The sequence below is a fragment of the Actinomyces urogenitalis genome (assembly GCF_002861525.1).
In the GTDB taxonomy this organism is placed as follows: Bacteria; Actinomycetota; Actinomycetes; order Actinomycetales; family Actinomycetaceae; genus Actinomyces; species Actinomyces urogenitalis.
The window spans coordinates 496,373-509,895 of record NZ_PKHA01000001.1; the positions used below are offsets into that span (position 1 = coordinate 496,373).

General features: G+C 69.7%; 11 protein-coding genes. 5 read left to right on the plus strand and 6 right to left on the minus strand.

Annotated elements, in window-relative coordinates; all coding sequences use genetic code 11:
• Positions 1-446 precede the first annotated feature (446 nt).
• The 5 genes from CYJ26_RS02125 (at position 447) to CYJ26_RS02145 (ending at position 8,905) form a co-directional block, all read left to right on the plus strand.
• Positions 447-1,970, plus strand: coding sequence for a cytochrome ubiquinol oxidase subunit I (locus CYJ26_RS02125; protein ID WP_034234811.1), 1,524 nt, complete (start codon positions 447-449; stop codon positions 1,968-1,970).
• A 23-nt stretch (positions 1,971-1,993) separates the two neighbouring features.
• Positions 1,994-3,130: a cytochrome d ubiquinol oxidase subunit II gene (gene cydB / locus CYJ26_RS02130; protein ID WP_006549478.1), complete on the plus strand. Its 1,137-nt coding sequence runs from the start codon at positions 1,994-1,996 to the stop codon at positions 3,128-3,130.
• A gap of 216 nt (positions 3,131-3,346) precedes the next feature.
• Entirely contained in the window at positions 3,347-5,119 is a 1,773-nt protein-coding gene (gene cydD, locus CYJ26_RS02135) for a thiol reductant ABC exporter subunit CydD (RefSeq protein ID WP_180950816.1), read from the plus strand.
• The gene (gene cydC, locus CYJ26_RS02140; RefSeq protein WP_101637848.1) at positions 5,116-6,909 is read left to right on the plus strand and encodes a thiol reductant ABC exporter subunit CydC; all 1,794 of its coding nucleotides are present in this window, start codon (positions 5,116-5,118) and stop codon (positions 6,907-6,909) included. Before cydD ends, cydC begins: the two co-directional genes overlap by 4 nt.
• Positions 6,910-6,949: 40 nt before the next feature.
• Entirely contained in the window at positions 6,950-8,905 is a 1,956-nt protein-coding gene (locus tag CYJ26_RS02145; protein WP_374044897.1) for a GAF domain-containing sensor histidine kinase, read from the plus strand.
• Between the two features lie 59 nt (positions 8,906-8,964).
• On the opposite strand, the gene CYJ26_RS02150 is transcribed toward CYJ26_RS02145, so the two are convergent.
• The 6 genes from CYJ26_RS02150 to coaD form a co-directional block, all read right to left on the minus strand.
• Complete coding sequence (locus CYJ26_RS02150) at positions 8,965-9,618, minus strand: response regulator (RefSeq protein WP_006549474.1); 654 nt, start codon at positions 9,616-9,618, stop codon at positions 8,965-8,967.
• 84 nt (positions 9,619-9,702) lie between these two features.
• Positions 9,703-10,755 carry a bifunctional DNA-formamidopyrimidine glycosylase/DNA-(apurinic or apyrimidinic site) lyase gene (gene mutM / locus CYJ26_RS02155; protein WP_024036505.1) on the minus strand — a complete coding sequence of 351 codons (1,053 nt, stop codon included), beginning with the start codon at positions 10,753-10,755 and terminating at the stop codon, positions 9,703-9,705.
• On the minus strand, positions 10,748-11,578 hold the full coding sequence (rnc, locus tag CYJ26_RS02160) for a ribonuclease III (RefSeq protein ID WP_101637849.1): 831 nt from the start codon (positions 11,576-11,578) through the stop codon (positions 10,748-10,750). The genes mutM and rnc overlap by 8 nt, the downstream gene beginning before the upstream one ends.
• Positions 11,578-12,144 carry a YceD family protein gene (locus CYJ26_RS02165; protein WP_006549471.1) on the minus strand — a complete coding sequence of 189 codons (567 nt, stop codon included), beginning with the start codon at positions 12,142-12,144 and terminating at the stop codon, positions 11,578-11,580. The genes rnc and CYJ26_RS02165 overlap by 1 nt, the downstream gene beginning before the upstream one ends.
• Before the next feature lie 91 nt (positions 12,145-12,235).
• Positions 12,236-12,823 carry a hypothetical protein gene (locus CYJ26_RS02170; RefSeq protein WP_034234842.1) on the minus strand — a complete coding sequence of 196 codons (588 nt, stop codon included), beginning with the start codon at positions 12,821-12,823 and terminating at the stop codon, positions 12,236-12,238.
• A gap of 69 nt (positions 12,824-12,892) precedes the next feature.
• Positions 12,893-13,378 (minus strand): pantetheine-phosphate adenylyltransferase, encoded by a 486-nt coding sequence (coaD, locus tag CYJ26_RS02175; RefSeq protein ID WP_006549469.1) that lies wholly within the window; start codon positions 13,376-13,378, stop codon positions 12,893-12,895.
• Positions 13,379-13,523 lie beyond the last annotated feature (145 nt).

The following is a 13,523-nucleotide window of genomic DNA, read 5'->3' on the forward strand; positions in this document are numbered from 1 at the left end:
CGGCGCCGGCCGTCGTCGTCACCCTCACGCGTCGGGACCGCAGCAGCGCTCAAGGCGGCGCAAGGCTCCCGGACGGGGTGGACCACGAGGTTCGGACACCGGGGGCCGGTACGTGACACCCGGGGCCACGGCGAGTATCCCACACTCACCGCCTCCCACCCACCTCATGACCACCCCGCAGCCATCGCCTCCAGCGGAATCGCCCGGCCTTTCAAGGACTTCAAGGCCTAGGACCTTAGTCCCCACGTCTCTCGCGCCCAAAGTCCCAGGGGTCGAAAACGCGGGCCTACCTGACAGAAGTCAGAAAAGCGTCACAACACAGGCGTACCAACGATGCCGCTTTGACGACACTGCGTCACACCGACGGCTACACTTGACCTGTGTCACCGTGACCTCGGTCCCGGCAGCCCTATTGAAGTCATCACTCCCTATGAAAGGTGGCGCTGGTGGTTCTCACACCCTTGGCGCTGGACTCCCTCGATCTTGCTCGTTGGCAGTTCGGCATCACGACCGTCTACCACTTCATCCTCGTCCCCCTGACCATTGGTCTGGCCCCGCTCGTGGCGTTGATGGAGACCCTCTACAACCGCACCGGCAACAAGCAGTGGCTCGTGGCGACCAAGTTCTTCGGGAAGATCCTCCTGATCAACTTCGCCCTGGGTGTGGCCACCGGTATCGTCCAGGAGTTCCAGTTCGGAATGAACTGGTCTGAGTACTCCCGCTTCGTCGGCAACATCTTTGGTGCGCCGCTGGCCTTCGAGGCCCTCCTCGCCTTCTTCCTTGAGTCCACCTTCATGGGCCTGTGGATCTTCGGCTGGGACCGCCTGTCCCCCAAGCTGCACAACCTGTGCATCTGGATGATGGCGATCGGCGTCAACATCTCCGCCCTGTTCATCCTGGGGGCCAACTCCTGGATGCAGCACCCGGTGGGCGCCAAAATCGACCCTGACACCGGCCGCGCCGTCCTGGACGGCGTGGGCGGCTTCTTCGCTGTCCTGGGCAACCCCCTGCTGTGGACGACCTTCTTCCACACCATCACCACCTCCTTCCTGGTGGCTGGTGCCATCATCCTGGGCGTGTCCGTGTGGTGGATGACCAAGGCCGCCAAGGCCACGCAGGACTTCGAGGCTCGTCAGCAGTGGCGCCGTATGACCCGCTTCGGCGCGATCACCATGGTCATCGCCGGCGTGCTGTGCATGTTCTCCGGCCACTTCCAGGGCCAGCTGGTCGTCAAGGAGCAGCCCGCCAAGATGGCTGCCGCCGAGATGCTGTGCGAGACCGCGCAGGGTGCCGGCTTCACCATTGCAGCCTTCGGCTCGTGCGAGGACGGCAGTGCCAGCCACGTCGTCACCATCCCGAAGGTCTACTCCTTCATGGCCACCAACAACCCCAACGCTGAGGTCATGGGCCTGAAGGAGGCCCAGGAGCTGTACGCCAGCAACTACGGCACCACGGACGTGGCCGGCAACGAGATCGACTACACCCCCGACGAGATGACGACCTTCTGGACCTTCCGCGCGATGATCGTGCTGGGTGGCCTGAGCGTCCTGATCGGTGTGGTGTCCCTGTGGCTCATCCGCAAGGACCGGCTCATCACCTCCTCGGGCTACGGCAAGCTGGCCCTGTGGTCCATGGGCCTGCCCTTCCTGGCTTCCACCTTCGGCTGGATCTTCGCTGAGATCGGCCGTCAGCCCTGGGTCGTCGCCCCCAACCTGGCCTCCTTCGAGGCCGGCGACCCCGTCGCTCAGGTCTACATGCTGACCCAGAACGGCGTGTCGACCGTCGTCTCCTCAGGCACCGTCCTGACCTCGATGGTCATCTTCACCCTCCTGTACGCCGGCCTCGGCGTCGTCTGGTTCATGCTCCTGCGCCGTTACATCCGTGAGGGTGTGCGCACGCAGACGGAGCAGGGCTCGGCGGCCTCGCAGGAGACCGGCCAGGCCGCTCCTGCTCTGTCCTTCGAGTACTGAGCCGAGAGAAGAGAGAACACACCATGACGCTGCTTTCCATCCTCTGGTTCATCCTCATCGCCGTCCTGTGGATCGGCTACCTCACCCTTGAGGGCTTCGACTTCGGTGTCGGCATGCTGCTCAAGATCCTCGGCCGCAACGAGCAGGAGCGCCGAGCCATGATGAAGACCATCGGCCCGCACTGGGACGGTAACGAGGTCTGGCTGCTCACCGCTGGTGGCGCCACCTTCGCCGCCTTCCCGGAGTGGTACGGCACCCTCTTCTCCGGTGCCTACCTGGTCCTCTTCCTCATCCTGCTGTGCCTGATCGTCCGCATCTGCGCCATCGAGTGGCGCAGCAAGATCAACTCCCAGAAGTGGCGTGACAACTGGGACTGGGCGCACACCGTCTCCACCTGGCTGCCCTCCATCCTGTGGGGTGCCGCCTTCGCCAACCTGGTCCAGGGCATGAAGATCGAGGTCGTCGAGGTTGCCACCGGCAACGTCATCCCGGCCGAGAACGTCCCCTCCGAAACCCTTCTGGCTGGCGCCTCTCACGAGCTGACCGGTGGCTTCTTCAGCCTGCTGACCCCCTTCACCATCCTGGGTGGTCTGGTCACCTGCTCGCTGTTCCTGACCCACGGCGCGCTCTACACCGCGCTCAAGACCGCTGGTGACCTGTCCGCCCGCGCCGAGGCCTTCGCCCGCAAGTCCGCGATCGCCTCGACGGCGCTGACCGCCGTGTGGGCCCTGTGGGCCCAGCTGGCCTACTCGCTCAACGCCCTGGCCTGGATCCCGCTGCTCGTGGCCGCGGTCTTCCTCATCGCCTCGCTGCTCATGACCTGGGCTGGGCGTCAGGGCTGGGCCTTCTCCCTCCACTTCGGTGGCATCGCCTTCGCCGTCGTCTTCATCTTCTCGGCCATGGCTCCCAACGTCATGCGCTCGTCGATCGACGACTCCTACTCCCTCACGATCGCCCAGGCCGCCTCCGATGACGTGACCCTGGCGATCATGACGGTCGCCGCGATCATCTTCGTGCCGGTCGTGCTCTTCTACACGATCTGGGGCTACAAGGTCTTCTCCAAGCGCGTCAGCGCCGAGAAGATCGACCCCAACGAGGGTGGTCTGCACCCGACCAAGGTGCGTGACTCCGCTCAGCCGGAGGCCGCCGTCGGATACTGACGGACCTGGCGGTCTCCTAGGCCCTGAGCCCAGAGCCGTCACCAGAACGGACCCGCCCGTCATCCAGTTCAGTTGGGTGGCGGGCGGGTTCCTTTCGCCGTCGTTTCAGGCCCTCAACAGTCGGTTCCCTGGCGGGGAGCATGGGGACCGACTGTTGAGGGCCTGAAACGACGAGGATGGACGAGGACCAGGGTCCTACCCCACTATCCTGGGACGGTGAAGCCACTGGACCCCCGACTCATGCGCTACGCACGCTCGGCGCGCCGCTATATCGTGCTGACCGCCGTCACCGGGCTGGCCACCGCCGTCCTCGTCGTCGCGCAGGCCTTCCTCATCTCCCGGGTCATCTCCCCCGTCATCACCGGTGAGTCGACGGTGTCCCAGGTCCTGCCGTTGGTGGGCGTGCTCGCGGTCGTCGTCATCCTGCGTGCCTTCGTGCTCCTCATCCAGGAGGTCCGCGCGCACCGGGCGGCAACCGGCACCATCATCGAGCTGCGCCGGCTGGTCATCGAGCGGGCCGCGGCCCTGGGACCGCGTTGGCAGGCCGCCCACGGCGCCGAGACGACGACGCTGCTCACCCGAGGCATGGACGACCTGGAGCCCTACTTCACCCGATACCTGCCCCAGCTGCTCATGGCGGCTACGGTCACGCCGCTGACAGGCCTGGTCATGCTGCTCCAGGACGTCCCCTCCACCATCGCGGTGGTCCTGACCATCCCGCTCATCCCGATCTTCATGATCCTCATCGGCAAGATGACCCAGCAGCACTCCGCCGACCGGCTGGAGGCCATGGAGCGTCTGGGGGCCCAGGTCCTCGACCTCATCGCCGGCCTGCCCACGCTCAAGGCACTAGGACGCGAAATCGGACCGGGGCGGCGCGTGCGTGAGCTGGGACGAGCCTACAACCGCACCACGATGGCGACGCTGCGCGTGGCCTTCCTGTCCGGCGCGGTCCTGGAGTTCCTCACCACGCTCTCGGTCGCCATCATCGCCGTCGAGGTCGGCTTCCGGCTCCTGTTCGGGCACATGGACCTGGCCACCGGGCTGCTGGTCATCATGATCGCGCCTGAGGTCTACCAGCCCCTGCGCCAGGTCGGCTTCCAGTTCCACGCCTCAGCCAACGGCATGGCGGCCGCGCAGGCCGTCTTCGAGGTCTTGGAGGCCCCCGCCCTCAGCTCCGGCACGCTGCCCGCTCCCCGCCTGGAGGACGCCAGCATCGAGCTGGAGCACCTCAGCGTCGCCGCTCGCGGGGCCTGGGCACCCCACGACCTGAGCGCCACGATCCGTCCGGGCCGCCTCACGGCACTGTCCGGGCCCTCCGGCGCTGGAAAGACCACGACCTCCCAGGTCTTCCTGCGGCTTTTGGAGCCTGAGCAGGGCCGTGTACGCGTCATCAGCGCCGACGGCGCCGCACAGGACCTGGCCGAGACCGAACCCACGAGCTGGTGGAGGCAGATCTCCTGGGTTCCCCAGCGTCCCGTCCTCCTGCCCGGCACCATCCGCTCCAACCTCATGCCCACCGACGACGTCTCCTCCCCGGATCACGGCGCGCACGCCCCGGTTCCGGCGCGGGTGCTGGAAGCCGCTCGGGTCACCGGCTTGAACGAGGTGATCGACTCCCTGCCCCAGGGCTGGGACACCCCCGTCGGCCACGCAGGAACCGGCCTGTCCGTCGGTCAGCGCCAGCGCCTGGCACTGACCCGGGCCCTGGTGTCCACCGCTCCCCTGGTGGTCATGGACGAGCCCACCGCGCACCTGGACGCCGCCAGCGAGGCGCACGTGCTGGATGGCCTGGCTGCGCTGCGTGCCTCAGGACGCACCGTCGTCGTCATCGCCCACCGGTCCAGCGTCCTGGCCCTGGCCGACGACGTCATCACCGTCTCCAGCGCTCCCGCGCCGCAGGCCGGGCTGACGGCCAAGGACGATGGGAGTCCTGGCTCGGCACCTGCCGCCACCGCCCTCACTGACGCTGAGGAGGCCGCCCGATGAGCCTGTTCCTTCACCGCGACGAGCGACGAGCGCTGCGGCGTGCCCTGTCCCTCCTCGAGCTCGACGGCGGCCGTGTGGCCCTGTCCGTCCTCACCGGTGCGCTCGGCCTGACCTCGGCCGTCGCCTTGTCCGGCGTCGCCGCCTGGCTCATCGCCAGGGCCTCTCAAATGCCCGACGTCGTGGCTCTGGGAGTCGCCCCCGTCCTGGTACGCCTGTTCGGTGTCTCCCGCTCGGTGCTGCGCTACTGCGAACGCCTGGTCTCCCATGACACCGCGTTGCGCGGGATGAACGCCTTGCGGACCCACCTGTACGAGATCCTGGCCTCCTCGCGCACGGACATGGTAGCGAGCCTGCGCCGCGGAGACGTGCTCTCCCGCGTGGGCACCGACGTCGACGCCGTCGGGGACCTCGTGGTGCGAGGCTTCCTGCCCGCGGGTGTGGCGGCCACGGTCGGCCTGGTCACCAGCGTGGCGATCGGCCTGGTCTACTGGCCGGCCGGACTCATCCTGGCTGCCTGCCTCATCCTGGCGGGCGTGCTGGGCCCCATGGCTACGATCCGATCCGCCCGCGCTGCCGAGCTTGCCCGGCAGGAGCAGGCCACGGACCTGTCCGCGACGGCACTGACCGCGATCGACGGCGGCAGCGAGCTGAGCGTGGCCGGGCGGATGCCCCACCTGCTGGCCGATCTGGACCGGGTCGAGCGCCACCTGGCCGCCACCCGGGACAAGGCCGCCAGGCCTGCCGCGGTTGCGGCGGCCGTGGACACCCTGGCCATGGGGCTGGCTGTGCTCGGAGCCGTCCTGGTTGGTCTGCCAGCCGTCGCCGCGGGGACGCTGGGACCGGTCTGGCTCGCCGTCATCGTCTTGGTCCCGCTGTCCGCCTTCGAGGCGACCGCCAACCTCGGACCAGCCTCGGTCCAGCTGGTCACCTCCGCCGGCGCCGCCGTGCGCATCATCGAGCTCGTTGACCGCGCCGAGGCCACAGCGCTGCCCACGCCGGACTCCGCCCAGGGCCCTCGGCTCTCATCGCCCAGCCAGGGTGCCTCCCGTCTGCGTGCGCGCGGCCTGGCCGTGGGGTGGCCCGGCGGCCCGGTGGTGGCCGAGGGGATCGACCTCGACCTGGGACCCGGTGACCGCCTGGCCGTGGTGGGCCCCTCCGGCATCGGCAAGACGACCCTCCTACTCACCCTGGCTGGCCTGCTTCCCCCGCGTGCAGGCGAGCTGACCCTGGACGGCGTGGTGCCCTGGTCCGTGCCCCGTGACCAGGTGGCGGAGCGCGTCACCCTCACCCAGGAGGACGCGCATATCTTCGACACCTCCGTCCTGGAGAACCTGCGCGTGGCCCGCGGCACCGTCACGCCGCAGGAGGCCACGGCGTTGCTCCAGCGCGCTGGCCTGGGCACGTGGCTGGCGACGCTGCCCGAGGGACTGGACACCGTCGTCGGCACGGACGCCACCGCACTGTCAGGCGGGGAACGACGTCGTCTGTTGCTAGCGCGCGCCCTGGCGGCTCCGGCCCCCCTCATGCTCCTGGACGAGCCGGGTGAGCACCTGGACACCGCCACCGCTGACCAGCTGGTGGCAGACCTGCTCACAGCAGACTCCTCCCGCGGAGTCCTGCTCGTCACCCACCGCCTCAGTGCCCTGGACTGCGCCCACGAGGTCCTGGTCCTGGGGACCCAGGCCCGTGGCCCGGCACGGGTGCGGGCCCGCGGCACCCATGCCTGGCTGAGCGAGCATGACGAGGGCTACCGTTGGTCGTTGGAACAGGAAGGAGCGGGACGTGCCTGAACAGCACACGCCCCAGCACGCACCGCACGCCGCTGGTGTCATGGTGCCGGGGATGCCCTCCACCGATCTGCTCATGTCCTTGCCCTCGGTGCCCAGCCCGGAGGACTCCTCAACCTTGGGCGCGCTGACCTACGCCGTGCACCTGGACGCCCTGGGATCCACCAGGAGCCACCGGGTCGCCCAGCCGCTGGAGGAGACGACGGTCGAGCTGTTGCGCGCAGCCCTGCGTCTGACCAGCTCCTTGCGCGTTCCTGACGCCCTCAGCCGCCTGGTGGACTCCGCCTGCTCACTGACCGGCGCGACCTGGGGCACGATCGCCGTCGAGGACCGCTCCCGCACCACCGGGCAGCCCAATGACCCGGTCACCGCCGGGTCCGCCACGGCCTCACCCGAGCACCTCCAGGCGCTGCTGGGAACGGCCAGCTCGGAGCAGGAGGTCGTCGTCGTCAACGAGCTCATGGGCTCCTCCGCCTTTACCGGCGCGATCGAGGGCGAGGACCCGGGCTCCGTGCTCTCCGCTCCTCTCAAGGTCCATGACCGGGTCTACGGGCGGCTCTACCTGTGCGACAAGCCCGGTGGCTTCGGCCCGGCTGACGTCACCACCGTGGCCACGCTGGCTGAGGCCGCCGCCGTCGCCGTGGAGAACTCACGCCTGTACCGGGTCGCGCGCAGCCGCGAGCAGTGGATGGCCGTCTCCCAGGAGCTGACGACGATGCTCCTGTCCGGCGCCGAGCAGGACGACGCCCTGACCCTCATTGCCCGGCGGGTGCGCGAGGTCGCCCACGCGGACACGGCCGCCCTGGTCCTGCCCAGCATCGGCCAGACCTGGGTGTGCGAGATCGCCGACGGCGCCCACGGCGCTGACCTCATCGGCACCTACTTCCCGGCCGAGGGACGTGCCCTGCAGACCCTGTCCAACCAGACCGGACTCATCATCCCTTCGCTGCACGAGCTGTGGGACGACTCCCAGCTCCAGGTCGAGGCCCTGGCCCGCTTCGGTCCGGCGCTCTACGCCCCGATGATCCACCGTGGCAAGGGTGTGGGTGTCATGCTGCTCCTGCGCGAGCAGGGAGCCCCGCTCTTCACCGCCCAGGACCTGGAGATCGCTGAGCTCGTCGCTGGGCAGGCGACTATGGCCTTCGAGCTGGCTGACGCCCAGCACGCTGAGGAGATGGCGCTGCTGCTGGGCGAGCGCAACCGGATCGGTCGGGACCTGCACGACCTGGCGATCCAACAGCTCTTCGCCACCGGGATGCAGATCACGGCTGCCAAGGACCGGCTTCAGGCTGCCTCGCAGCAGGCGGGAGCCACCCAGGTGGACGTGGACGCCGTGTGCCAGGTGCTGGAGTCCTCGCTGGCAGCCGTGGACGACTCCGTGCGCCAGATCCGATCCATCGTCCGCTCGCTACGTGACCGGGACGAGGACGTCAGCCTCGTGGAACGCCTGCGCCGTGAGGCCTCGCTGGCCCGCACCTCGCTGGGCTACGCCCCTTCCCTGCTCCTGAGCGTGGACGGTCGCGGGCTGGCCCAGGCACCGCGCGAGGCCGAGGACGAGCTCATTGACGCCGTCGACGCCGCGGTGGAGCCTGATATCGCCGATGACATGGTGGCCGTGGTGCGTGAGGGGCTGAGCAACGTGGCCCGCCACGCCCACGCTTCCTCCGTGACCGTTGACATCAAGCTTGAGGGCGTGCTGCCAGCCGGCTGCCTGGAGCCCGAGCCAGGTCAGGAGGAGCCCAACGACGCCGCGACGGGCAGCTCCGCGCCCTTCTCCGGTAGCCCCGTCGTCGAGATCGTGTGCCGTGACGACGGCGTGGGGGTCGATCCCTCCGTCACGCGCCGCTCAGGAACCGCCAATATGGCCGAACGCGCTCGCCGCCACGGCGGCACCTTCGTCATCGGGCCACGAGCCAGGTCCGACGGCGGACGCCGCGGGACCTGCTTCACCTGGCGGGTACCGCTGGCCGAGCCGGCTCAACCGCGTCAGGTCCGGTAGCCCGGATACGCGTGTGGCCGCCCCAGCTGGGGCGGCCACACGCGTCCAGGTACCCAGGCTCAGTGGTTGCGCCAGCCCGAGGCGCGCTGCCCGGCCACCCAGGCGGCTACCTGGGTGCGGCGCTGCAGGCCCATCTTGGCCAGGAGCGCGGTGATGTGGTTCTTGACGGTCTTCTCCGCCACGCCCAGCCGCTCGCCGATCTCCCGGTTGGACAGGCCGTCCCCGATCAGCTCCAGGACCTTGCGCTCGGCGTTGGTCAGGTCAGCGGTGGGGTCGTCATGGTCAGCACGGCGACGAGTCACGGTGCGCTCGTCCAGCAGGACCCGGCCCGCGGCCACCGCCCGGACGACGTCGGAGATCTCCGCGCCGTGGACGGTCTTGAGCAGGTAAGCACGTGCCCCGGCCTCCAGAGCCTCCGCCAGTGCCTCGTCGTCGTCGAAGGAGGTCAGCACGATCGGCAGGGCCTCCCGCACCGTCTCGCGCAGGTCGTTCATCACCTCGATCCCGGTACCGTCAGGAAGCTGAAGGTCCACGAGCACGACGTCGGGGCGGACCAGCTCGGCACGGCGTACCGCCTCAGCGCGGCTGCCGGCCTCAGCGACGACGTCGAGGTCGTCTGCACGATCAATGATCTCAGCAATGCCGCGCCGGACGATCTCGTGGTCGTCCACGATCATGACGCGGACCTGCTCGGTTGAGGAGGGAGTCGGCATACGTGAGAGAGTACCAGCGCTGGGGACCAACGTCACAAAAGCCGCACCGCTTCCTTTCAGCATTCCCGCCCAGCAGCAGAGGAATCAGCTGCTGGTACCCCACCTGCGCTGGCACCGCGGGCAGAAGGTGTGGCTCCTGGCGCCGATGACCTGGCGCTGCATGGTGGCACCGCAGCGGCGGCACTCCTGACCGGCGCGCCCGTAGGCCTCAAGCTCGCGGGCGAAGAATCCGGCGGCGCCCTCGGCGTCAACGTAGAGGGCGTCAAAGCTGGTGCCGCCCACCTTCAGCGCCCGGCGCATCACCTCGGCGGTGGCCTCAAGGAGCCGGCGCCCGACCCGTGGACCCAGGCTGCGGCCGGGCGAGGCCGCGTGGACCCGAGCTGCCCACAAGCCCTCATCGGCGTAGATGTTGCCGACCCCGGACACCAGCTCCTGATCCATCAGCAGAGCCTTGACACCTCGCCGTGACGAGCGCATCCGCGCCAGGACCCCGTCAAGGTCCACCGCGGGGTCCAGCAGGTCTCGCGCGATATGCGCCGCGTCCTGCGGCAGGAACGGTTGCGGTGATCCTTCTCCCCCGCTCGCTCCGTCAGCCGTCGCCACCATCTCGCTCAGGCGCAGGCCCCCGAGCATGCGCTGGTCCACCAGGTCGAGCGCGGCCCCAGCCTGCGGGTGTGGGTCTGCCTCACGCGAGGTCAGGTGGAGACGCACCCTCAGGTGCCTGAGCCGCACAGACAGGTCCCGCACCAGGCTCGGCGCGCGGGTCGCGGTCAGGTCCACGCGGGGCACGGACGGGTCCGCCACGACGGCGTCAGCAGCGGGCGCGTCGCCCACAGAGCCCGGCTCCTGGCCGCCCGCGCTGGTTGCCGGTCCTGTGCCCCTGACCAGAAGCTGCCCGCTCATCCCCAGGTGGGCGGACAGGGCGCGGCCGTCATCCAGGGGCAGCCACAGGAACTTACCGCGGCGCACGGCCGCTTCCAGCCTGCGCCCGGCCAGGCCCCGGATGAAGGCCTCCACGCCGCCCTCCTGACGCCGCAGCGCACGAGGCTCCAGGACCTCGACTCCCGTGACCACACGGCCGACGAGGTGGCGCTCCAGGCCCCTGCGGACGGCCTCGACCTCAGGAAGCTCAGGCACCCGCGCCGCCGGCAGGGCTGGACTGCCCGGTCGGCAGCCCCAGGTCCGCTCGCAGGGCCTCGGTCGCCCCGGGAATCTCCAGCCCTCCGTCACCGTGAGAGGCAAGGATCGAGGCGTAGGCCGCCTCGGCGGCGTCGTGCTCAGCGACCTTCTTTGAGCTGCCGGTCCCCTCTCCACGCTCCTGGCCGTCGACGACGGCGACGGCGGTGAAGACGCGGGCGTGATCAGGACCCACGCTCGTGACGCGATAGCTCGGGCTGCCCAGGCGGTGCACGGCGGCCAGCTCTTGCAGGCTCGTCTTCCAGTCCAGGCCTGCGCCGCGCGAGGGGGCCTCGGTGAGGAAGCGGCTGACCAGCCGCAGGACAACCTCACGTACAGGCTCCAGGCCGACCGTGAGGTAGGTGGCGCCGATGAGCGCCTCGACGGTATCGGACAGGATCGAGTCCTTGTCCCGCCCGCCGGACAGGGCCTCGCCCTTACCAAGCTTGATGAACTCACCGAGTCCCAGATCCCGGGCCACGCCTGCCAGGGCCGGCTCGGAGACCGTGGCCGCTCGCATCTTGGCCAGCTGTCCCTCGGGCACCTCCGGGTGGTCACGGAAGAGGTCCTCAGTGACGATGATCTGCAGGACGGCGTCCCCCAGGAACTCCAGGCGCTCGTTGGTGGGCAGGCCACCGTTCTCGTGCGCCCAGGAGCGGTGGGTCAGCGCCAGGTCCAGCAGCGGGTCCTCGATCTGACAGCCCCAGCGGTAGACCAGCGACTCCACGTCCGTACGGGCCGGCGGAGCCGTCCTGCGAGAGGGCTTGTGCGAGCCTCGGGACATCAGGCCTGCTCCTCCTGACTCTGCTCGCCCGGCTCCTCCAGCAACGCGGACAGAGCCGACCAGCGCGGGTCCAGCACCTCGTGGTGGTGGTCCTCGGGAAGGTCGTCCAGGCGCTCACCGCACTCTTGGCACAGGCCCGCGCAGTCCGGGCGGCACAGGGGGCGGAACGGCAGGTCCAGGACCAGGGCATCACGCAGCGCCGGCTCCAGGTCCAGGCTCGTCTCCCCCACGAGGAAGAGGTCCTCCGCCTCCTCGTCCCCTTCCTCCTTCTGGGCCGCAGCGGCCTCGGGCAGGAAGTAGAGCTCGTCAAAGGTCACGGTGCGGTCCTCGTCCAGGTCGCGCAGGCAGCGCACGCACTCACCGTGGACGTGGACGTCTGCCTCCCCGCGCACGAGCACGCCGTCGTCCATGGAGGTCAATGAGGCAACCAGCGTCATCTCGCTGCCCTCGGGCACGCCGACGACCTCCGTACCCAGGCCCGTGGGCGCAGGCAGGTCGAGGCGGACGTTCTTGACCGAGCCTACCGCGCGCGGCAGGTCCACGATGTCGACGACGAGTCCGGTCACGGTTTCCTCCTCATGGTCCCGGTCCGGGTGCGGACCTTGCGGTGCGAATCTACCTGCCCGAGCCGGTCACCGCCGCCCGAGCGCAGCCTTCTCAGCGCTGGGCGGAGGGATCCACGGACCAGCTGGCTGACGAGCGCAGGGAACGCCGCGAAGGCTCGGGGCGCTCAGCCTCGGTGTGGCCGGGACCGTAGCCCGTGGAGGCCCGGGACTCCAGGCGCCCAGCCAGGACCTCACGTCCGGCACGCACCTGCTCGCCGATCCGTCCCAGCTCGATCTCCAGACTGGCCAGCGTGCGGTCGCAGTAGTCGTCAGCCCCGTGGCGCAGCTGGGCGGCACGCTCCTCGGCGGCGGCGATGATCGCGTCCGCACGGTCATTGGCCTGGCGCACGACGTTCTCCGAGGAGACCAGGCGCTCAGCCTCCTCGTGGGCGTGGCGGATCAGGCGCTCGGATTCCTTCCGTCCCTGAGCCGCGACGGCGTCGGCGTCCGCCACGATGTCCTCGGCCCGGTGCACCGCGCGTGGCACGGCCCGACGTGCACGGTCAATGAGGTCGAGGGCCTCCTCACGGTTGACGATGGCGGAGGCACTCATCGGCATGGTGCGTGAACCGGAGATGAGGCTGTCCAGCTCGCTGAGGATCGCGAGCAGGTCGTCACCGGCGTCTGGGCTGGTGGTCACGAGTTCTTCCTTCCTTGAGGTGGCGCAGGGTATCGGTGGGAGGGCGCGAGGCCTGGCAGGCAGGCAGCCTCAGTCCTGCCCCAGCTCCTGACGCAGGGCTGCGGCGACGACCGGTGGGACCAGGGCCGAGACGTCTCCTCCGTGGCGGGCGACGTCCTTGACCAGGGAGGAGGAGACGTGGGCGTGGGCCGGCGCGGCCGCGAGGAAGACCGTCTCCGGGCCCCCTAGGTCCCGGTTGAGCAGTGCCATGGGCACCTCAGCGTCCAGGTCCGTGCCGTTGCGCAGGCCCTTGACGATCGCGGTGGCCCCGCGCCCACGGCAGTAGTCAGCCAGCAGTCCAGGCACCAGGTCCACCTCGGCACCAGGCAGCTGCGCCAGGGCCTGGCGTGCCAGGCTCAGGCGGGTCTCGGCGTCGAAGAGGTGATGGCCTGACTTGGCGGCGTTGTGCGCGATGCCGACGACGACCCGGTCAAAAAGGGTCAGGGCGCGTGCGACGACGTCGAGGTGCCCCGTGGTGATCGGGTCGAAAGAGCCAGGGTAGACGGCGAGGGTCATGGCGTGAGGGTATCGCCCTGCCCGGCTCGTGGGTGGCCCCGCGCCGCTGCCCGCCTCACTGTGGCCGACGGCGCAGCCGGGCCCGTCCTCTCCCCTCCTGTCACGGCCCTGCCCGCCTCGGGGACCGGGGCGGGCAGGGCCGGCA